Below are 20,781 nucleotides of genomic sequence, written 5' to 3'. Positions count from 1 at the left end.
GTAAGATACCTTGTTTAGAATTCGTTTAAACTGTGCACTTGCACTCAAGTTTACTAGGGTTTAAACGAATGAAGTCTGTTTTGTGCTTTTAGCACGCCGTCTTTTGCAAGTATTTCCATACAACGAACTGCTTCATCTACAGCTGCATCCATTTTTTCTTGGTCAACTTTCGGCGCTTTTCCAAGCACCCAGCCGGTAACCATTTCACGATGTCCTGGATGACCTATGCCAACACGTAAACGCATAAAATCTTTTTGATTTGCCATTTTTGCCATAATGTCTTTTAGGCCATTATGACCGCCGTGTCCACCCCCTTTTTTTAATTTGGCGACACCGGGATCTAAATCCATCTCATCATGTGCGACTAAGATATTTTCAACAGGGATTTTGAAAAAATTGGCTAAACTACTGACCGCTTTACCACTTAAATTCATGTAAGTAGTGGGGATCAATAATTTGAATTCTTGGCCTTGAATTATCACTTTGCCAGTTAAGCCGTGATATTTAGGATCGTGTTTTAGCGTACAGTTGTAGCGTGCTGCGAGTTGCTCGATGAACCAAGCACCTGCATTGTGGCGTGTATTTGCGTATTCGGGGCCTGGATTAGCCAGGCCCACAAGCATTTGAATAGAATTCAAGGTGCGAGACCTTAAATATTATTCTGCAGCGTCTGAAGCTTCTTCGTCTTCAGCTGGAGCTGCTTTGTTTGCTTTGATTGTAACTACTGAAAGGTCATGGCCTTCGCCTTTACCTAATTCAACAGATGCAACACCTGCTGGTAGTTGTAAATCAGAGATGTGGATTGAATCACCAGCTACTAAGTCAGAAACATTTACTTCGATGAATTCTGGTAGTGCTTTTGGAAGACAAGAAATTTCAACATCAGTTAACTGGTGAACAACAGTTGCGCCAGCTTTAGTTACAATTTCTTCACCGATAAAGTGAAGAGGAACTTTAGTTGTTAATTTATGAGTTGCGTCTACACGTTGGAAATCAAGGTGAGTAAGCTTAGGCTTGAATGGGTGACGTTGAATATCTTTTAAGATAGCTTCAACTTTCTCGCCGCCTACGTTAAGTGTAAGAATATGAGTGTAAAAACCTTCGTCTTCTTGTGCTTTGATCATATCTTTATGAGCAAAAGTAAGAGATAAAGCTTCTTTGTCAGCTCCGTAAAGGATTGCAGGAACTTTGTCTTCGCGACGTAGGCGGCGGCTCGCACCAGTACCAGTTTCTACGCGAAGTTCAGCGTCATATGTATAAGTTGTGTTAGACATGATGTCTCCAATTATTTAAAAGTTTAGGGCCTTTGCGACCAAGGTCCCTAGCCAAAAGGCGCGCTATCATACCACTGTGATTCAGTAAAATATACATAGCATACAAAAAAAGCGCCAAAAGGCGCTTTTGTCTTCAGCAAATATCTGTGTTTAGTGTTCAAACATCGCTGAAATAGATTCTTCGTTGCTAATACGGCGAATAGTTTCTGCCAACATATCAGCAAGCGTTAGCACTTTTACTTTATCAAGTGCTTTAAGTTCATCAGATAATGGAATCGAGTCGGTTACAATAACTTCATCAATAACAGAATCACGTAAATTCTCAGCTGCTTTACCTGATAAAATAGGGTGAGTTGCATAAGCAAATACGCGTTTAGCACCATGTTCTTTAAGTGCTTCTGCTGCTTTACATAGAGTACCGCCAGTATCAATCATGTCATCGACAATGATACAGTCACGGCCTTCTACATCACCAATAATATGCATTACTTGAGAAACATTTGCTTGTGGGCGGCGTTTATCAATAATAGCTAAATCAGTATCGTTTAGTAGTTTTGCAATTGCACGTGCGCGCACTACACCACCAATATCCGGAGAAACAATAACAACATCATCAAAATGACGCTCTTTCATATCTTCAAGTAATACTGGGCTACCAAATACGTTATCTACTGGTACATCAAAGAAGCCTTGGATTTGCTCTGCGTGTAAATCAACCGTAAGTACTCGGTCTACACCTACGCTCGATAAGAAATCGGCAACAACTTTAGCAGTGATTGGTACACGAGCTGAACGTACGCGACGATCTTGGCGGGCATAACCAAAATAAGGAATGACGGCAGTAATACGACCCGCAGATGCGCGACGAAGAGCATCAACCATAACGATAAGTTCCATAAGGTTATCGTTTGTAGGGGCACAGGTTGATTGCAAGATAAAAACATCCGAGCCACGAACATTTTCATTAATTTGAACACTGATCTCACCGTCGCTAAAACGGCCAACAACAGCATCGCCTAATTCAATATATAAACGTTTTGCAACTTTTTGAGCTAACTCAGGTGTTGCGTTACCAGCGAAGAGCTTCATGTCAGGCACGGTAGGGTTCCTCAGGCACTGAAATTTTGGACTAACAAGCAATGATAAAAAGCATTGCAAGTTAACTTATGATTACTTTTACGTTACTTCATTGATCGAATATGGCGGTAAGCTCCGTATGAGCAGGAGAAGTATTAGCGCTTGACGCAACAAATCCCTGCCAAGTATGGGGGAGGTTTGCAAGCACATCGTTTGCTTGAGTTTGTGTATCAAACTCTACAAAACAACATGAACCTGTTCCGGTCATCTTCGACGGGGCGTATTTTAGCAACCACTGGAGGGTTTTTTCAACCTCGGGGCATAGCTTTTTAACTAAAGGCTCACAATCGTTGTGTAAATCGTGCTCTTTCCAATCTCCTAAAATTTTTGGTGTATCGCGTTTTAAATCTGGATGGGTAAATATTTCAGCGGTACTTACATGCTGATTTGGGTGCACAACACAGTACCATTTCTGTTCAAGCTCTACACGGTGTAGTTCTTCTCCAATGCCATGCGCTATGGCGCTTTCACCACGTATAAAAACAGGTATATCCGCCCCTAACTGTAATCCTAAACGGGCAAGTTCATTAATGTCATAATTAATATTCCACAATTTATTCAGCGCTAATAGTGTGGTTGCCGCATCAGACGAACCACCTCCAACGCCACCTCCCATTGGCAATCGTTTTATTAAATTTATTTTTACACCGTGCTTTGTTTTAGAGTGGGTTTGCAACATTAAAGCAGCTTTATAGATTAGATTATCTTCAAGTGGTATGTCTTTAGTATCACCATCGATTGAAATTGACGGTTTATCTATCAACTCAAAAGAGAGCTCATCGCCAAAGTTTAAGAAGGTAAATAAGGTTTCTAATTCGTGATATCCGTCATCTCGGCGTGCATTAATGTGTAAAAATAAATTGAGTTTTGCAGGTGCAATGAGTGAAAAAGACGTGTTGCTATTCATAATTAATTAAATCGCCAGTCGTAAAGTTGAATTTTAATTCTTATTTTTTGGTGCTTGAGTGTCAATTTTGTGGGTAACCAAAAGCCTGCACTTTGTATATAATTAGCGTAATTTATTTGCCATTGCTTCCCTTCGTTATCAATCCATAGTACTTGTTTGGCTCGGCCAAGCTCGTCTACCTGTAAAGTGTGTGAATCGATGGTTCCTTTAAGCCAATCGCTTGCATTATTAACAGGTACTGCAAAACCCGTTAAACGTTTTAGTAGGGCTGATGCGTTGCTATCGACGTAAACTTTATCGTCGAATTCAAGTTCGGCAATATCGCGTGATTGCTTAAGCTGTAAAATACGTGTGCCAATAAACGAAGTTAGCACTAAATTATTGCTATTTTCTTGTTGCTGCCAATTTAAGTTTGCAGATTGACGCTCATCGGGGCTGATAAAAGCAAGTTTGCCTTGCACACGCCAAGTTTTTTGATTGGTAAGTTGACCCTTCCAATTATCATAAATAGCTGTTTTATCTGATAATTGTTGCGCGCAACCGCCTAAAAACAAAAATGTTATGATTAAAATTACATAATGTCGAATCAAATGTTGTTCCTTACTTTCCATATTCCGATGATTTTTGGTAAAATTGCCGCCTTTAAAGTAGGGCTCAGCAATATTTGGCAAATATGACCATAATAGCACTAGGTATAAATCACAAAACCGCTTCCGTAGAACTACGTGAAAAAGTGGCTTTTTCGCCTGAGCAAATTTCAGAGGCGCTACAGCAATTAAGTGGGCATGCCGACTTTAATGAAGCTGTGATTGTGTCGACTTGTAACCGAACAGAAATCTATTGTAGCCTTGCTCAGCAAAATTCCCAAACACTGTTAGCATGGCTTGCCAGTTTCCACGGTTTAGATGAACAAGAACTGAGTAAGAACATTTATTGCCACGAGGGCAATCAAGCAATTAATCACTTAATGCGTGTAGCCTGTGGCTTAGATTCACTTGTGTTAGGTGAGCCGCAGATTTTAGGACAAATTAAGCAAGCCTATAATAGTGCAAAAACTCATGATGCAGTGGGTGTTACGTTTGATCGTTTGTTTCAAAAAACATTTTCGGTTGCTAAAGAAGTCCGAACTGAAACTAATATAGGCGCCAGTGCGGTATCGGTTGCATTTGCGGCGGTAAACTTAGCCAAACACATTTACGGTAAACTAGATAAAACGAATGTACTATTAATAGGTGCAGGCGAAACAATAGAGCTTGTGGCTAAGCATTTGTATCAAAACGAGCCCCAAAATATTACCGTAGCAAACAGAACCATTGAACGAGCCCGCAATTTAGCCGATGAAGTATCTGCAGACGTTATTGCACTCGCGCAGTTGCCAGAGCGTTTGCATAACGCCGATATTATAATAAGTTCAACGGCTAGCACCTTACCCATTATTGGTAAAGGTGTTGTTGAACAGGCGCTTAAACAGCGAAGGAATAAGCCTATGCTGTTTATTGATATTGCGGTACCGCGCGACATTGAAAGCCAAGTGGGGGATTTAGATGCAGCGTATCTTTACTCGGTTGATGATTTACAAACGATTGTAAGTGAAAATATGGCAGCACGAGAACAAGCTGCACAGCAAGCACAAATAATTATTACTGAGCGCACCAAAGAGTTTTGCATGTGGATGCGCTCACTCGATTCAGTGGGGCTAATCCGCCACTATCGAAATGATGTTCAAACAATTAAGTCTGAATTAGTAGAAAGAGCGGTTAGCCAGCTTTCTAATGGTAAAGATGCAGAAAAAGTAATTTTAGAATTGGCCAACAAATTAACCAACCGCTTAATGCACGCGCCTACACGTGCAATCCAAGATGCGGCTAAAAAAGGTGAAGTTGCTCAATTAAATCAGTTGAAAAAAATGTTAGGTATTGACCAGGAATAACAGTTAAATGAAAGAGTCTGTTTATAATAAATTAGAAACGCTAGTAGAACGCTACGAAGAAGTACAAGCACTTTTGAGCGACCCATCGGTTATTAGCGATCAAAATCGCTTTCGTGGTCTTTCAAAAGAATATTCTGAGCTTGAAGAAATTGTTAAAACTTTTTTAGCATATCAACAAACAAAAGATGACCTAGCCAGTGCTGAAGAAATGTTAAAAGATTCAGACCCAGATATGCGTGAAATGGCGCAAGAAGAGTACAAAGAGGCAAAAGCACAAATACTAACACTTGAAGATGAAATCCAAGTGTTGATGCTACCTAAAGATCCTAAAGATAATAACAATGTATTTTTAGAGGTGCGTGCGGGCACAGGTGGCGATGAGGCCGCTATTTTTGCTGGTGATTTATTTAGAATGTATAGCCGTTTTGCCGAAACACAAAAGTGGAAATTAGAAGTTGTAACCACTAATGAAGGTGAACATGGTGGTTACAAAGAAGTCATTGCTAACATTAGTGGTGAAGGTGTTTACGGTAAACTTAAATTTGAGTCTGGTGTTCATCGTGTTCAACGTGTACCAGAAACTGAGTCGCAAGGTCGTGTTCATACCTCGGCCTGTACCGTGGCAGTAATGGCAGAAATCCCAGAAGCTGAAGCAATTGAAATTAACACCGCCGATATAAAAGTAGATACTTTTAGAGCATCTGGTGCGGGTGGGCAGCACGTAAACAAAACCGACTCTGCAATTCGTATTACGCATTTACCTACAGGTGTGGTTGTTGAGTGTCAGGATGAGCGCTCTCAGCACAAAAACCGTGCAAAAGCGATGTCAGTCCTTGCTGCACGATTACAGCAAGCAGAAGATGAAAAGCGTCATGCTGCTGAGGCGTCTGAACGCCGTAATTTAGTAGGTAGTGGTGATCGTTCTGAGCGTATTCGTACTTACAATTACCCGCAAGGTCGTATTACCGATCATCGTATTAATTTAACGTTATACCGCTTAAATGAAGTTGTTGCTGGCGATTTAGGTGCGATTGTCGATCCGTTAATGCAAGAGCATCAAGCTGATTTACTTGCTGCAATGGGCGATGAGTAATCGTGACGCAAACCCTTGAGCAAGCTGCCGCTGCTGGCACTAAATTATTAGTGCAAAGCAGCGATAGTGCAAAATTAGACGCACAAGTATTACTTCTTCATGTTCTTGATAAACCTCGTAGTTACCTTTTTACTTGGCCAGAAAGGTTGCTTAGTGAACAGCAACAACACACCTTTGACACTCTTTGCGCTAGGCGATTGAACGGCGAGCCTGTCGCGCATATTACAGGGCAACGTGAGTTTTGGAGTTTAACCTTAGAAGTGAATGCAACAACGTTAATTCCGCGCCCAGACACAGAAACCTTAGTTGAAGTAGCGCTTGAACTAGGGATCCCAGAGCAGGCCAAAGTACTAGACTTAGGCACGGGAACGGGCGCCATTGCATTGGCATTGGGCAGTGAAATGCCTCTTTGGGATATTACAGCGGTAGATAGAGTAAGTGATGCTGTAGCGCTTGCAACTCGTAATCAACAGCGTTTAGAAATTAGTAATGTGCGTGTTAAACAAAGCAATTGGTTTAGCTCACTTAGTAATGAATATTTTGATCTTATAGTTACCAACCCACCGTATATAGAAAGTAGTGACGAACATTTGGCTCAAGGCGATGTGCGATTTGAACCTTTATCTGCCTTAGTTGCTGAAGATTCAGGAATGTCTGATATTAAACAAATAATTACACAATCACGTGACTATTTGCTATCTAGTGGCTATCTTCTAATAGAGCACGGTTATGACCAAGGTTTTGCTGTACGTGATTTTTTTGAAACGATGGCCTTTGTTAATGTTAAAACGATAAAAGATCTTGGTGAAAATGACCGTGTAACGCTCGCACAGTGGCCATAATAAGTTTAATTATTACTGCATCCGTGTGTTAAATGTGTCATGTAGGAATTTCTAATTATGATGGGTGACTTTTTATTTTCAGATGAGCCAGAAGTACCAGTAGACAATACCGATTTGGGCACCTGGAAAGTATTAATCGTTGATGACGAACCTGAAGTTCATGCAGTTACAAAATTAGCATTGAGTGATTTTGAGTTTCAAAATAAACGTCTAGAATTTATAAGTGCCTATTCAGGCGTAGAAGCTAAAAAACTAATCGATGAGCACAAGGATGCTGCAATCGTACTACTTGATGTTGTCATGGAAACGGACGATGCAGGTTTACAAGTTGTAAAATATATTCGTGAAACCGCAAAAAATAACCACATTCGTATTATTTTACGTACCGGCCAACCTGGCCAGGCACCAGAACGCCAAGTTATTGTTAATTATGATATTAACGATTACAAATCGAAAACCGAGTTGACAGCACAAAAGCTATTTACTGTGATTATGTCAAGCCTTCGTTCTTACCGCGACATTATTTCAATAGAGCAGTCGCGAATTGGTCTTGAAAAAATAATAACCGCTTCGCGTAATATATTTTCTGCGCATTCAATTGAGCATTTTATTGAAGGTGTAATGCAGCAACTTACATCTTTACTGGGCATTTCAGATCAAGCTATGTATGCCACAACGCTTGTGGCACAAAACCCGGCATCTCAAAATAATAAAATGATTATTTGCTCAGGTACCGGTGAATTTGAAAAAAGCGAAGGTAAGAACTTAGAAGAGGTTCTTCACGCAGAACAACTAAGTGCATGCCAAGAAGCTTTAGCTAATCAGACTATTATCTACAAAGACAATTATTTATTTGCTTATTGCAGCAGTGAATATAACCATAGTTCGATGTTGTTCATTACTGGCATTCCAAATGCTTTGACAGATACACAACGAAACTTAGTTGAAATTTTTGCCCAAAATGTGCAATTAGCGTTTGAAAATGTTCAGCTACAATGCGAAATAGAAGCCACCCAGCAAGAACTTGTTTACAGATTAAGTGAGGCGGTTGAGCAACGCTCTACTGAAACAGGTAATCATGTAAAACGTGTTGCACATATTTGCCACGCACTTGCTATTGGCTATGGGTTATCAAAACAACAAGCCGACTTAATTAGATTGGCTGCGCCCTTGCATGATGTAGGTAAAGTAGGTATACCCGATTCGGTTTTAAATAAACCTGCAAAGCTTGATGCCCCCGAATGGGAAGTAATGAAAACTCACACAGACAAAGGGTACGGGATTTTAAAAGGGTCTGCTCACGAAATTGTGAGTGCAGGGGCTACCATAGCCAAAGAACATCATGAAAAGTGGGATGGCACAGGCTACCCTCAAGGCTTACAGGGAAGCCGAATTAACATATTTGGTCGTATTGTAGCATTGGCTGATGTGTACGACGCATTAAGGCATAAGCGTTGTTACAAAGACTCATGGACACTTGAACGCGTAGTAGAAGAAATAAACTCGCAAAAAGGCTCGCACTTTGAGCCAAAATTAGTTGACGTTTTTAACGAAAACCTCAATGAACTTGAAACAATTATTAAACGTTACCCCGATTAACTTTATAACTAGAAGAATAGAGGCATATGGATTATTTAGCAGTAAAACACTCACACATGGCGATAGCCGTACTGAGTGTCGTTTTATTTTATATTCGATCTTTTTCGAGAATTGGAAGTGGTAAGCTAGCTCGGAACAAAATAGTATTTATTGGCAGTCACGGTATAGATACGCTACTTTTGATTTCTGCATTTACACTGATGTTCATGGGTAAAATTAATCCATTTGAGCAATTTTGGCTACTAGAAAAAATTATATTGGTTATCGCGTATATTGCCATCGGTGTTATTAGTGCAAAACAAACTAACTTTTTGGCTAAAATATCGTACCTTACTGTAAATACGTTTGTTATTTTAGCTATTGGTTACTTGGCAACAGCTAAGTCAGCATTGTTACTTTAAACCTAAAATAAATTTACCGAGCTTCAGTATCTCTGAGGCTCGAATATCCTCCTCCATTGATTTCATCAAGTAGATTTCGTTATTGGAATATATTGGTAGAATTAGGTAAACTACGCGTTCGTTTTCTAGAAATGTTGCAGTATTGATGACCACTTTTGGGTTTGATGAACACGATGACTCTTATATTGATGATGCTTACGATGACTTTACCCCTGCGGCAATTTATCGCTGCATTAAGGCTGAATCGAAATGGGATCCTCAACTAGACTTAACAGCCGCTTTAGATGTTCTTGCTGATTTTGAAAAACAAATTAATGCATTATGTATTGCTGTACCCGACTCTCATGAACGCTTAGATAAGTTACTAGACACTTTTTACAGTGCATGGCTATTTAGCGCTTCGAGTTTAAAAGTACCTGAGCATAAACTAAATAGCTTAAGTTACACTTTAACTATGCGTAGCGGCTCGCCAACCACTCTGGCAATTTTACTTTGTCATTTTTTACAGCAGGCTAAGCTAGACGCCAGTATGAGCCTAAATCAAGGCGATATAGGTGTACATATTGCTATGAGCGATGAAGAAGGCTATTTGGTTGAGCCAAGTAGCGGCCAACAAAGCTGGTATATTATTCCTGAAAATGCTGATGAAGCAGACGGGCAAGAACAAGAGCCATTGGAACTTATTTTTGACGATGAAGTTTATAAGCTTTTCTTAGCACAACAAAAGTGGTCATTCATCAGCGAGAACAAATTTGGCCATGCATTAACATGCGTTGAAATGTTAATGGAATTAATTGGCGACGACCCTTACGAAAGACGTGACAGAGGATATTTATTAAATCAGCTCGATTGCCCTAAAATGGCCCGAGATGACCTACAATTTTTTGTAGATGAATGCCCAGATGATCCAGCAATAGAAATCATCCAGCACCAAATTGAAGAATTAGAAGATAATAATAAAACTCACCATTAATATTAGGGAATACCATGGTTGAAACACAAAGCGCATTAATCACTAATGATGCAGTTGTGCTTGGTTTACTCGCCGTTATTTTGGGGTTTATATTTAAAACCTCAAACAGCGAGCGCCCAGCATTAAAAACGTTCTATAAATATGTACCGGCTTTATTACTTTGCTACTTTTTACCTTCTTTGCTTAATACGTTTGGTATTGTTGATGGCAATAAATCGAATGTGTATTACGTGGCTTCGCGTTATTTATTACCGGCCTGCTTAATACTGTTAACTATTAGCATTGATTTAAAAGCAATTTTAAACTTAGGGCCTAAAGCGCTTATTATGTTTTTAGTCGGAACGCTCGGTATTGTTATCGGCGGACCCCTCGCAATTTTAGTTGTGAGCGCGGTAGACCCCACAATTGTAGGTGGGCATGGGCCAGATGCCGTATGGCGCGGTATGACAACCGTAGCTGGAAGCTGGATTGGCGGTGGGGCAAACCAAGCCTCAATGAAAGAAATGTTTGAGGTTGGTGGTGATATTTTTTCAGTAATGGTCACCGTTGATGTAATAGTGGCTAATATTTGGATGGCAGTTTTGTTACTAATGGCAGCTAACCACAAGAAAATTGATGCTGCTACGGGAGCAGACACCAGCGCCATTGAAGATTTAAAGCAGCGTGTTGAAAAATACCATGCAGAGCATGCGCGCATGCCAACACTGAATGACTACATGACATTGCTTGCTATTGCATTTGGTATTACTGGTTTAGCCCATTTTTGCGCAGACTTTTTAGGGCCGTTTTTCGCTAATAATTATGCGTGGGCAAAAGAGTACAGTTTAACCAGTAAGTTTTTCTGGTTAATAGTCATTTCAACGACCATTGGTATTAGTTTGTCTTTTACTAAAGTAAGACAGATTGAAGCATTTGGTGCATCTAAAGTCGCCTCAAGCTTTTTATACATTTTAGTGGCCTCAATTGGCTTACATATGAATGTAACCGCTATTTTTGATAACCCGGGCTTGTTTTTAGTTGGCGCTATTTGGATGCTAGTACATGCTGGTTTAATGTTGCTTGTTGCAAAATTAATTAAAGCACCGCTTTTTTATATGGCAGTAGGCTCACAAGCTAATGTGGGAGGGGCTGCGTCTGCGCCTGTTGTTGCGTCAGCATTTCATCCTTCACTTGCGCCTGTCGGTGTTTTACTGGCTGTATTAGGTTACGGAGTGGGTACATACATGGCTTATATTTGTGGATTAATGTTGCAAGCAGTTGCACCTTAAGGAATTAAAATGAAAGATCAAATTATCAAAATTAATGATATTGAATTAGCAAACAACAAACCGTTTGTTTTATTTGGTGGTATGAACGTTTTAGAATCGCGCGACTTAGCCATGCGCATTGCAGAGCATTATGTAGAAGTGACGACTAAACTAAACATACCATATGTGTTTAAAGCATCATTTGATAAAGCTAATCGTTCTTCAATCAACTCGTACCGTGGTCCGGGAATGGAAGAAGGGTTAAAAATATTTGAAGAAATTAAAAACACCTTTAATATTCCTCTTATCACCGATGTTCATGAACCGCATCAAGCGGCGCCGGTTGCTGAAGTGGTTGATGTTATTCAGTTGCCTGCTTTTTTAGCTCGTCAAACAGACTTAGTTGTTGCTATGGCAAAAACAGGTGCCATTATTAATGTTAAAAAGCCGCAGTTTTTAGCACCACATGAAATGCGCCATATCATTACTAAATTTAATGAGGCTGGTAATAATAATATTGCACTTTGTGAGCGTGGCTCTAGCTTTGGTTATAATAACTTGGTTGTTGATATGTTAGGTATGGATGACATGAAAGCAATGGCACCAGTGATTTTTGATGCGACGCATGCGCTGCAACGCCCAGGTGGTCGCGCAGACTCAGCGGATGGGCGTCGAGCTCAAGCGGCAGAGTTAGCCAGAAGTGGAATGGCTTTGGGGATCGCTGGTTTATTTATAGAAGCACATCCAAACCCTAATGAAGCAAAGTGTGATGGACCATGTGCATTAGCCCTAAGTAAATTAGAAGGCTACCTATCACAAATGAAGGCGGTAGATGATTTGGTCAAGAGTTTTGCGCCGTTAGATACCAGCGCTAGCGACTTATAAAAAGTGACCGCATAATAAAAAGCGACATTAGTCGCTTTTTTTACACCTTAAATATACTCTTTCTCGTCATGGGTATATAATTCATGCATAAGAAAAACTAATTCAAAGCTTGGTTATTATGTCAAGACGAGTCCCCCCATTAAACGCACTCAAAGCATTTGAAGCTGCAGCGCGGCATTTAAGCTTTACTAAAGCCGCAGAAGAGCTTTATGTAACGCAAGCAGCTGTTAGTCATCAAATAAAAACACTAGAAGAACATTTAGGTTTAAAGCTATTTTTACGAAAAAATCGCTCGTTATTATTAACGGAAGAAGGCCAAGGTTATTTTTTAGATATTAAAGAAATTTTTACGCAATTGATTGATGCCACAGAAAAGTTACTTGCGCGAGGGGCTAAAGGCTCATTAACGGTAAGTTTAACCCCTAGTTTTGCTATTCAATGGTTAGTGCCTCGTTTAAGTTTATTTAATGAATTACACCCTGAAATTGACGTAAGAATAAAAGCACAAGACCAAGACGAAAATTCGTTAAGCGATGATGTTGATATTGCTATTTACTACGGGCGTGGCCACTGGAATGGGGTGCAAGCTTATAAGCTACATACAGAGTATTTAGTGCCATTGTGTAGCCCTATGTTATTGAGTGGCCCTAAACCGCTTGATCAACCCAGTGATTTAGCACAGCACACCTTATTACATGACACTACACGTAAAAATTGGAAAACGTGGATGAAAACTGCAGGTGTACGTAATGTACAAGTAAATCAGGGGCCTATATTTAGCCACTCTTCTATGGTGCTGCAAGCCGCTGTTCATGGCCAAGGCGTTGCAATTGGGAATAGTGTGTTAGCTAAACCAGATATTGATGCAGGACGATTAGTTATTCCATTTAGCCATAGTCTAGAAAGTAAAAACGCTTACTATTTGGTGCTTCGTGAGTCACAAATTGAACTGGGGAAAATAGTGTCATTTAAAGAATGGATGCTAAGTTTGGTTGAACAAGAGCAAGAGTATTAATCATGATTGAATGGTTTAAAAGTCAAAGCCAACCCGCAATTGCACAGTTTATTTTTGCTCATGGTGCTGGTGCTGGAAGTGATTCTGATTTTATGCAGCACGTGGCTGCACTGATCAGTGATCAAGGTGTTGATGTTGGTTTATTTGATTTTGAATATATGCAAATTGCCAAACAAACTAATAAGCGACGCCCGCCGGAGCGTGCACCCAAGTTACTTGCTTACTACGAGCAAGTATTAACGCATGCTCAGTCTAAATTACCATTGTTTATTGGCGGTAAATCAATGGGCGGGCGAATGGCATCTATGCTCGTATGCACAACAAATCAGCCTGTTAAAGGGGTTATTGCGTTTGGTTACCCATTTCACCCACCTGGTAAACCAGAAAAGCTGCGCACAGAGCACTTTGCTGATGTTAATTGTCCTTTTTTAGTATTACAAGGTGAGCGAGATACATTTGGTACTCGTGAAGAGCTAAAAACCCTGTCTATGCCAAAGCAGCCAAATTTTGTATGGCTAACTGACGGTGATCACTCATTAAAACCGCGTAAAAAAAGTGGAATTACTGAATTAGAAAACCGCCAAATAGCAGCTTCAAGCACAGTACAGTTTATAAAAAAATTATTGGATAAATAATGACAAAACTATTTTTAATGACGGGAAGCTTATTTTGTATGCTTTCGGTTATGTTGGGGGCTTTTGCCGCTCACGGACTAAAAAACCGTCTATCAGAATATTCGATAGGTGTGTTTAAAACTGCTGCTGAGTATCAAATGGTGCATGGTTTAGCATTAATTTCAGTGGCTTTACTCATAAAGTGGGGTATTAACCTAAATTGGGCTGGTCACTTTTTTATAATAGGGACGTTGCTGTTTAGTGGCAGCTTATATTTATTAGCATTGACAGGAATGAAATGGCTAGGGCCAATTACGCCTCTTGGTGGAATGTGCTTTATTGTTGGTTGGATTATCATTTTAGTGCAAGTTGCACGATTTAAGTTTTAAAAAGTTTAAGGGTTATTATGTCTAGTGTTGTGATTTATTGTCGCAGTGGGTTTGAAAACGATGCAGCTGCTGAAATAACATTTCATGCTGCGGAGCAGGGGTTTGCAGGGTATGTAAAAGCAAAACCAAATACAGGTTACGTTATATATGAATGTTTTGAAGCCCAGCATAGTGACGAAATAATCAAAAAAATAGATTTTAAAAACATGGTGTTTGCTCGCCAATGGTTTGCTGGCACATTGTTAGAAAATATGCCATTGGAAGACCGTGTAGGTGCTGTTGTGCAAGCAGCTAAGGATTTTCCGTTATGCTCTGAACTGCGAGTAGAGACACCCGATACAAACGAAGGAAAAGAACTACTTACCTTTTGTAAAAAAATATCGACACCGCTTAAAAAAGCACTAGAGAAACAAAACACCGTGTTGCGTGAGCCAAAAGCGAACCGGCCTGTTATGCATGTGTTATTTTTGGCAAATAATACCGCTTATGTTGGCTATTCATACAGCTATAACAATTCAGCCAATTTTATGGGTATTTTACGTTTGCGCATGCCAAGTGACGGGCCTAGCCGCTCTACACTTAAGCTTGATGAAGCGTTTAACGTGTTTATACCTGAGCAACAAAGAGAAACACGCGTTGCTGCAGGTATGCGATGTGTAGACTTAGGTGCATGCCCAGGTGGTTGGACATATCAGCTAGTGCGCAGAGGGATGTTTGTTAATGCAATAGATAATGGCCCAATGAATGATGACTTAATGGAAACAGGCCAAGTTAAGCACTTTAGAGAAGATGGCTTTAAATACCGCCCAGAGAAAAGAAACATTACTTGGCTTGTATGTGACATGGTAGAAAAGCCAACCAAAGTAACAAGCCTAATGATTGATTGGGCTGTTAATGCCTATGCAAAAGAGCTTATTTTTAATCTTAAGTTACCAATGAAAAAGCGCTTTGACAGTGTGTATGAATGTTTAGCAATGATAAGAGAAGAGCTCGCTAAGTACGGTATTAGCTACGAATTACAAGCTAAGCATTTATACCATGATAGAGAAGAGATCACGGTACATTTAAATGTGACTAAAGTCCCTCAAAGCTTATACAGTTGATTAACGATAAAAGTGGGCCACTAGGCCCATTTTTATATACACACAGTTACTAAGGCAATAACTTCATTTAAGAGTTAGCTTCGGTACTTAGGGCGGTAATTATCTACCCACAAACGCGTAGCACCGCATACCGCGACAGGCATAACAATTAGGTTAACAACTGGAATGGCTGTTAACAGCATAACAGCAAAACCAAACCCGTATGAAAGACCTTGCTTAGACTTTAAGTCGTTTTTCATCTCATTAAAGCTAATTTTATGATTATCAAACGCGTAATCTTCATATTGCACCGCGTACATCCAACACGTAAATAAAACCCATAATATTTGACCTATTACCGGTAAAATCCATAACAGTATAAAAAAGCCAATAGCTCGCGGTAAGTAATAGCATAGCTTGGTCCATTCGCGGGCAAGCATGCGAGGTACATCTTTAACTAACTCGGCAAAGCCGTCATCATTAATTTTTTGACCAGTTAAGTATAACTCTACTTTTTCGCTTAAAAGTGCATTAAATGGAGCGGCAATAAAGTTTGTTATTACTGTAAATACCAGACTATAGCTAAATAGTACGACCAATACCGCAATCGGCCACATTAGCCACTCTAACCAACTCAGCCAATCAGGGAGCATATTATTGATGTAGCTAAAGCTTTCACTAAGCCAGCCAAATAAAAAAAAGAGCGAACTACCAAATAATAAAATATTAATTAAAAGCGGAATGAGCACAAAGCGCTTTAAACCTTTTTGGCTTATTAATTTAAACCCTGAAAAAAAATATTCCATACCTTGTATGATCTGCACAACAACCTCAATCAATGTTTACAACTCAAGTTAGTATAAATAGCTTAATAGTTTTGAACAGCTATTTTGCGTAACAAAGTGTTTAAAGCCAGGTATACGTATTTTTATCAGTTCTTAATTTGAAAGCACTGAGTCTGAGTTATTTAAACCTGTAATTGTGTTAAAACAACACGCAGAGGTTGTTCATTTGTTACAATTCGGTATAGTTTCACAACATATAATTAATATAAATTTGAGATACTCAATGCAGTTAGTTGATTTAAAACCGAATGACCAGGATGTGATTAATGTTTTTGCTGATATCGACCGACTTATAAATTCTTTGTACCCAGTAGCGACCGCACAATCTCTCACGTTAGGTGAGCTTGATAAACCTAATGTTTATGCAATTGGTTTAAAAAACGATGATGGGATTGTTGCTTGTGGGGCAATTGTGATGCAATCAGGGGAGCCATCTTACGCAGAAATAAGGCGCCTCTATGTAAACCCAAGTTACCGTGGAAAAGGGCTATCTCGTAGAATAATGCAAATTCTTTTGCATTACGCAGGTGAAGAAGAGATCCCATTAATTAGGTTAGAAACCGGCCCTAAACAAATTGAATCGATTAAATTATATGAAAATTTAGGGTTTAAGTGTTGTGGTTGTTTTGGCTCTTATCAAGATAACCCGCAAAGTGTGTTTATGGAGCTTGGCTTAAGCCAATAACAAGCAGATTTCTGAACGCCTATGTTTTTATAGGCTAACGCTGTGCTGTTTATTATTGTATAAAAAACATTAATTAACAGTAAAAGTCGATTATTTACAACTATACTTTACGTTACTTAAGCGAATTATTTTATTCGGTACTTAATACTGTACTGTTTTTAAAAACATATTTAAGCTAAAAACAATAATGAAAGTGTGTGGTGTCAAATGGAAGCAGTTAGGTTAAACACGTTGTTATCCCATCAGCAAGATATCTTATCTAAAATAGCGCTAGGGCTTCCCTTTGAAGACGTTTTAGATGAGATATGTTTGTCTATAGAAGAACTTATTGATGAAAATTCAGCTAAATGCTCAATCCTATCACTAAATAAAGGAAAACTACTTCATTGTGCTGCGCCCAATATTGATGATGAATATTGCCAAGCAATTAATGGGGTTCATATAGGTCCAAATGTTGGCTCGTGTGGTACTGCTGCGTATTTAGGTGAACGCGTGATTGTTGAAGATATAGCTAAGTCGCCTTTATGGGCAGACTTTAAAGAAATCGCTTTACAGTTTGGACTACAGTCGTGTTGGTCTACTCCTATTATTTCAACTAAATCAAATATTTTAGGTACTTTTGCTATTTACCACGATAAACCTAAAAAGCCTTCATCTTTCGAACTTGAATTAATCGACTACTTTGTTCACTTTACCAGTATTGCGCTTGAAAAAAACCATGAGTACATAAAAGCTAATCAACTGATCAATGATTTGGAAAAAAGTAATGAAAAATTTGAGGCATTTACGAAAGTGATGCCTGATTTGACCCTCATTATTAGTGAAGAAGGTGAGTATATGGATATTTACGGCACCACTGATGCACTTTTATACAAATCACAATCTGACTTGATAAATAAAAAAATTAGCGATGTGTTGCCTGTAGAAGATGCCGCATCAATCATGGCGGTAATAGATAAAACATTGCTGACAAATGATGTGCAAGTATTTGAATATGAGCTAGATATTGGCGGCAAAATAATGGTTTTTGAAGGTCGTACATCGCCAATTAAAGATTACCAATCAGATAACCCATCTCAGCGTTATATTGTTTGGGTTGCCCGCGATATAACCACAAGAAAAAAAGCAGAGAAAGAAGTAGAAAGACTCGCCTTCTATGACCCATTAACAGGTTTACCAAATAGGCGAATGCTAAATGACAAATTAGCAGCCTATGTTGAGAATATACACCAAAGCAATGTGACCGGTGCATTATTATTTTTAGACTTAGATAATTTTAAGCGAATTAACGACTCAGTTGGTCACAGTGCAGGTGATGAAGTACTTGTAGAGCTTTCAAAACGATTTAACGGTGTTATTGGTGAAAAAGATACATTAGCGCGTGTTGGCGGCGATGAATTTATTATATTGCTTGAATATGTTGGTGATAACACCGAAAGCGCGATTTTAGAATCAGAAAAAAAGGCTAAAATAATACAAAGTGTCTTTTATGATAAATTTGAAGTGGGTCGTTTAGCTTTTCAGGTTAGTTGTAGTATCGGTATTTGTTTAATAGATAAAAGTAATCATTTAACCGATAACATTCTTAAATTTGCTGATACGGCCATGTACCGTTCTAAAATGAAAAATGGCAACAGTTGCAGCTTTTATGATCCAGAGTTACAAGCTCTACTAGAAAATCAGGCAGAACTTGAAACCGATATTGTCAGAGCGATAGCACACGATGAATTTAGTGCTTATTTTCAGCCGCAAATAAACGCTAATGGAAAAATTACGGGGGCAGAGGCTCTAATTAGATGGCAGCACCCAAGTAAGGGATTGATTGCGCCTAATGACTTTATTCCAATCGCTGAGCAAAATGGGGTTATTCAAAAACTTCAAAACACCGTGCTGCGTGATATTTGTATTTTAATAAATGAGCTTAACAGCAAGAAGCTGATTGATGATTCATTTAAAGTGTCTATAAATATAAGTCAGGTCCAGTTCAATTCAACGACGTTAAAAACTGAATTATTAAATGTTGTTAACGATTATGGCGTTAACCCATCGAATATTAAGTTAGAGATCACAGAGTCTATGCTTAGCGGCGATATTGCCAGCGTGATATCGCAAATTGATGAATTAAAACAGCAAGGTTTTATTTTTTCGATAGATGATTTTGGCACAGGCTACTCGTGTTTAACGCATTTGAGCTCGTTTTCGGTGAATGAATTAAAAGTAGATAAAAGCTTTATAGATAAAATATTAGACAAAGGCACTGGATTTAGCATTGTGCAAACCATTATTAACCTTGGTAAAAGCCTTAGCTTAACAGTTGTTGCTGAAGGTGTTGAAACCGAAGAGCAATTTACCATACTTAAAACAATGAACGTTGACATGATTCAAGGCTATTTAATTGCTAAACCAATGCATTTTGAAGATTATTTACACTGGCATCAGTCTTTTTAGAGGTAGATACTGTAAATACAAAATTAACATACCTTAGCAATTAGGCTAGGCTCAGTCGCAATATCAAAACGATTAACAAGAACCCTGTTCTTGTTAATCGCATTCATATAAAATTCACCACATAACGTCCTTTAGTTTTCATAATTAACGCAATATAGAGCGAGATTTCCTTATCCTTTCTAATAAAGACACCAGTTCAACGACCGATTTAACAGTAGTTACCCACAATGGTAATTTTCATGCCGATGATGTATTTAGCATCGCGGTGCTCAAACATGTACTTCCTTCGTTTAATTTAGTACGTACCCGCGACAAAGCGCTTATGGATAATGCTGATATCGTGATTGATGTAGGTGGGCAATACGATCCTGATACCGGGCGTTTTGATCACCACCAGCGCGGTGGCGCCGGGGAGCGTGAAAATGGAATACCGTATTCGTCATTTGGTTTGGTGTGGCAAAAGTATGGTTTATCACTGTGTGGCAATAACCAAGCAATTGCAGACAGAGTAGATGCCGGGTTGGTCTCAACCATTGATGCAATTGATTGTGGCCATGTTGAAGGGGTGCAGCAAGGCATAAGTTTAAGTCAAACAATTTCAATGTATAACCCAACGTGGGAAGAGAGCCCTGAGTTTGATAAGTGCTTTGATGAGGCTGTTGAATTTGCCTCTCGTATGTTGACTCGATTTATAGCGTCAGCCAGTGGCAGTGTTAATGCAAAAGCAATTGTGACTGAAGCTATAGAAAGTGCAGAAGACCCACGCGTTATTGTGCTTGAAAAATACACGCCATGGAAAAAAACAGTGCATATCTTGTCAAGTGAAGCATTGTACATGGTTTATCCTTCACACTCAGGTCAATGGATACTACAAACAGTACCTGTAGAGCCAGGATCGTTTGAAGATAGAAAGTCTTTACCTAAAGCATGGGCTGGTTTATCTGATGAAGAGTTTCAAGCTGAAACAGGCTTAGACGACGCTGTATTTTGCCATAATGGGTTATTTATAGCCGGCACTAAGTCGTTCGAAAGTACAATGAAGTTAGCCGAAGTGGCTTTAGCTGAATAATTGATTTTAGCTTCAATAGCTAATTAGCCTGATTTCTGAATAGCAAACGGCTAAAGCAGATTTCAGGCTAAGTAATTAATTTGCTGCTATTTAGCTGTTAAAACCCATCCCCAATAATACTTAATCAATTTGAAGATTTAAATTTTCACGCTAACGGTTAAAAACTCGACGTAGCAAAATTAAATAATGAATACAAAAAAGTTTTTATTAGCAGCCCCTTAGCCATGTGTATATGTTGAATACATTTTTATTAAAACCAGACCTATATTTCTCCTTATAAAAAACGTGTGACTAACCTGATTATTATTTGCAACTAGGCCTCATTAAATAAGGGCTTGTGGGTCAT

The 20,781-nt window shown here is 39.1% G+C and carries 21 protein-coding genes; 15 read left to right on the top strand and 6 right to left on the bottom strand.

The window, feature by feature from the left end; genetic code table 11:
* Positions 1-53 precede the first annotated feature (53 nt).
* The 5 genes from pth to lolB all read right to left on the bottom strand — a co-directional run bounded on the left by pth (position 54) and on the right by lolB (position 3,908).
* On the bottom strand, positions 54-638 hold the full coding sequence (gene pth, locus CWB62_RS00215; RefSeq protein WP_082653579.1) for an aminoacyl-tRNA hydrolase: 585 nt from the start codon (positions 636-638) through the stop codon (positions 54-56).
* 18 nt (positions 639-656) lie between these two features.
* Positions 657-1,274: a 50S ribosomal protein L25/general stress protein Ctc gene (locus tag CWB62_RS00210; protein ID WP_058552648.1), complete on the bottom strand. Its 618-nt coding sequence runs from the start codon at positions 1,272-1,274 to the stop codon at positions 657-659.
* A 150-nt stretch (positions 1,275-1,424) separates the two neighbouring features.
* Positions 1,425-2,372, bottom strand: a complete 948-nt coding sequence (locus tag CWB62_RS00205; RefSeq protein ID WP_058403366.1) for a ribose-phosphate pyrophosphokinase — start codon at positions 2,370-2,372, stop codon at positions 1,425-1,427.
* Positions 2,373-2,460: 88 nt separating this feature from the next.
* On the bottom strand, positions 2,461-3,318 hold the full coding sequence (gene ispE / locus CWB62_RS00200; protein ID WP_138530447.1) for a 4-(cytidine 5'-diphospho)-2-C-methyl-D-erythritol kinase: 858 nt from the start codon (positions 3,316-3,318) through the stop codon (positions 2,461-2,463).
* Between the two features lie 2 nt (positions 3,319-3,320).
* The gene (lolB, locus tag CWB62_RS00195) at positions 3,321-3,908 is read right to left on the bottom strand and encodes a lipoprotein insertase outer membrane protein LolB (protein ID WP_138530449.1); all 588 of its coding nucleotides are present in this window, start codon (positions 3,906-3,908) and stop codon (positions 3,321-3,323) included.
* An 83-nt stretch (positions 3,909-3,991) separates the two neighbouring features.
* Between lolB and hemA the strand changes: the two genes are divergently transcribed.
* From hemA to rlmM, 12 genes are all read left to right on the top strand, one after another.
* Positions 3,992-5,248 (top strand): glutamyl-tRNA reductase, encoded by a 1,257-nt coding sequence (hemA, locus tag CWB62_RS00190; RefSeq protein ID WP_171034624.1) that lies wholly within the window; start codon positions 3,992-3,994, stop codon positions 5,246-5,248.
* Positions 5,249-5,255: 7 nt separating this feature from the next.
* Positions 5,256-6,341 carry a peptide chain release factor 1 gene (gene prfA / locus CWB62_RS00185; RefSeq protein WP_058403363.1) on the top strand — a complete coding sequence of 362 codons (1,086 nt, stop codon included), beginning with the start codon at positions 5,256-5,258 and terminating at the stop codon, positions 6,339-6,341.
* A 2-nt stretch (positions 6,342-6,343) separates the two neighbouring features.
* Entirely contained in the window at positions 6,344-7,183 is an 840-nt protein-coding gene (gene prmC, locus CWB62_RS00180) for a peptide chain release factor N(5)-glutamine methyltransferase (RefSeq protein ID WP_138530450.1), read from the top strand.
* Positions 7,184-7,240: 57 nt separating this feature from the next.
* Positions 7,241-8,782, top strand: a complete 1,542-nt coding sequence (locus CWB62_RS00175; protein ID WP_171034625.1) for a response regulator — start codon at positions 7,241-7,243, stop codon at positions 8,780-8,782.
* A 26-nt stretch (positions 8,783-8,808) separates the two neighbouring features.
* The gene (locus CWB62_RS00170; RefSeq protein WP_058403361.1) at positions 8,809-9,183 is read left to right on the top strand and encodes a SirB2 family protein; all 375 of its coding nucleotides are present in this window, start codon (positions 8,809-8,811) and stop codon (positions 9,181-9,183) included.
* A 145-nt stretch (positions 9,184-9,328) separates the two neighbouring features.
* Entirely contained in the window at positions 9,329-10,156 is an 828-nt protein-coding gene (locus CWB62_RS00165) for a tetratricopeptide repeat protein (RefSeq protein WP_058403360.1), read from the top strand.
* Positions 10,157-10,170: 14 nt separating this feature from the next.
* Positions 10,171-11,424 carry a DUF819 family protein gene (locus tag CWB62_RS00160; RefSeq protein WP_058428627.1) on the top strand — a complete coding sequence of 418 codons (1,254 nt, stop codon included), beginning with the start codon at positions 10,171-10,173 and terminating at the stop codon, positions 11,422-11,424.
* 9 nt (positions 11,425-11,433) lie between these two features.
* Entirely contained in the window at positions 11,434-12,288 is an 855-nt protein-coding gene (kdsA, locus tag CWB62_RS00155; protein ID WP_006794509.1) for a 3-deoxy-8-phosphooctulonate synthase, read from the top strand.
* 118 nt (positions 12,289-12,406) lie between these two features.
* A complete protein-coding gene (locus tag CWB62_RS00150; RefSeq protein WP_058403359.1) occupies positions 12,407-13,303 on the top strand; it encodes a transcriptional regulator GcvA in 897 nt (298 codons plus the stop codon).
* Positions 13,304-13,305: 2 nt separating this feature from the next.
* Positions 13,306-13,938 carry an alpha/beta family hydrolase gene (locus CWB62_RS00145; protein ID WP_138530452.1) on the top strand — a complete coding sequence of 211 codons (633 nt, stop codon included), beginning with the start codon at positions 13,306-13,308 and terminating at the stop codon, positions 13,936-13,938.
* Positions 13,938-14,306, top strand: a complete 369-nt coding sequence (locus CWB62_RS00140; RefSeq protein ID WP_171034626.1) for a DUF423 domain-containing protein — start codon at positions 13,938-13,940, stop codon at positions 14,304-14,306. Before CWB62_RS00145 ends, CWB62_RS00140 begins: the two co-directional genes overlap by 1 nt.
* A gap of 17 nt (positions 14,307-14,323) precedes the next feature.
* Complete coding sequence (gene rlmM / locus CWB62_RS00135) at positions 14,324-15,409, top strand: 23S rRNA (cytidine(2498)-2'-O)-methyltransferase RlmM (RefSeq protein WP_138530454.1); 1,086 nt, start codon at positions 14,324-14,326, stop codon at positions 15,407-15,409.
* A gap of 74 nt (positions 15,410-15,483) precedes the next feature.
* On the opposite strand, the gene cysZ is transcribed toward rlmM, so the two are convergent.
* Positions 15,484-16,194 carry a sulfate transporter CysZ gene (gene cysZ / locus CWB62_RS00130; protein WP_171034627.1) on the bottom strand — a complete coding sequence of 237 codons (711 nt, stop codon included), beginning with the start codon at positions 16,192-16,194 and terminating at the stop codon, positions 15,484-15,486.
* A 262-nt stretch (positions 16,195-16,456) separates the two neighbouring features.
* Here cysZ and CWB62_RS00125 point away from each other — a divergent pair, with 262 nt between their 5' ends.
* The 3 genes from CWB62_RS00125 to CWB62_RS00115 all read left to right on the top strand — a co-directional run bounded on the left by CWB62_RS00125 (position 16,457) and on the right by CWB62_RS00115 (position 20,435).
* A complete protein-coding gene (locus tag CWB62_RS00125) occupies positions 16,457-16,918 on the top strand; it encodes a GNAT family N-acetyltransferase (protein ID WP_058403550.1) in 462 nt (153 codons plus the stop codon).
* A gap of 207 nt (positions 16,919-17,125) precedes the next feature.
* Positions 17,126-19,366, top strand: coding sequence for a sensor domain-containing phosphodiesterase (locus CWB62_RS00120; protein ID WP_058403355.1), 2,241 nt, complete (start codon positions 17,126-17,128; stop codon positions 19,364-19,366).
* Positions 19,367-19,538: 172 nt separating this feature from the next.
* Positions 19,539-20,435 (top strand): MYG1 family protein, encoded by an 897-nt coding sequence (locus tag CWB62_RS00115; RefSeq protein ID WP_058403354.1) that lies wholly within the window; start codon positions 19,539-19,541, stop codon positions 20,433-20,435.
* Positions 20,436-20,781: the final 346 nt, after the last annotated feature.

Origin of the sequence: Pseudoalteromonas sp. S408 (assembly GCF_005886645.1) — a bacterium.
Taxonomy (GTDB): domain Bacteria; phylum Pseudomonadota; class Gammaproteobacteria; order Enterobacterales; family Alteromonadaceae; genus Pseudoalteromonas.
This window is presented reverse-complemented; position numbering and strand designations above follow the sequence as displayed.

Bases quoted from the DNA above. Each gene is read 5' to 3' on its own strand.
- CWB62_RS00210 (WP_058552648.1), bottom strand. From the start codon at position 1,274: ATGTCTAACACAACTTATACATATGACGCTGAACTTCGCGTAGAAACT.
- ispE (WP_138530447.1), bottom strand. From the start codon at position 3,318: ATGAATAGCAACACGTCTTTTTCACTCATTGCACCTGCAAAACTCAAT.
- hemA (WP_171034624.1), top strand. From the start codon at position 3,992: ATGACCATAATAGCACTAGGTATAAATCACAAAACCGCTTCCGTAGAA.
- prfA (WP_058403363.1), top strand. From the start codon at position 5,256: ATGAAAGAGTCTGTTTATAATAAATTAGAAACGCTAGTAGAACGCTAC.
- CWB62_RS00175 (WP_171034625.1), top strand. From the start codon at position 7,241: ATGATGGGTGACTTTTTATTTTCAGATGAGCCAGAAGTACCAGTAGAC.
- CWB62_RS00170 (WP_058403361.1), top strand. From the start codon at position 8,809: ATGGATTATTTAGCAGTAAAACACTCACACATGGCGATAGCCGTACTG.
- CWB62_RS00165 (WP_058403360.1), top strand. From the start codon at position 9,329: ATGACCACTTTTGGGTTTGATGAACACGATGACTCTTATATTGATGAT.
- CWB62_RS00160 (WP_058428627.1), top strand. From the start codon at position 10,171: ATGGTTGAAACACAAAGCGCATTAATCACTAATGATGCAGTTGTGCTT.
- kdsA (WP_006794509.1), top strand. From the start codon at position 11,434: ATGAAAGATCAAATTATCAAAATTAATGATATTGAATTAGCAAACAAC.
- CWB62_RS00150 (WP_058403359.1), top strand. From the start codon at position 12,407: ATGTCAAGACGAGTCCCCCCATTAAACGCACTCAAAGCATTTGAAGCT.
- CWB62_RS00145 (WP_138530452.1), top strand. From the start codon at position 13,306: ATGATTGAATGGTTTAAAAGTCAAAGCCAACCCGCAATTGCACAGTTT.
- CWB62_RS00140 (WP_171034626.1), top strand. From the start codon at position 13,938: ATGACAAAACTATTTTTAATGACGGGAAGCTTATTTTGTATGCTTTCG.
- rlmM (WP_138530454.1), top strand. From the start codon at position 14,324: ATGTCTAGTGTTGTGATTTATTGTCGCAGTGGGTTTGAAAACGATGCA.
- cysZ (WP_171034627.1), bottom strand. From the start codon at position 16,194: ATGGAATATTTTTTTTCAGGGTTTAAATTAATAAGCCAAAAAGGTTTA.
- CWB62_RS00125 (WP_058403550.1), top strand. From the start codon at position 16,457: ATGCAGTTAGTTGATTTAAAACCGAATGACCAGGATGTGATTAATGTT.
- CWB62_RS00120 (WP_058403355.1), top strand. From the start codon at position 17,126: ATGGAAGCAGTTAGGTTAAACACGTTGTTATCCCATCAGCAAGATATC.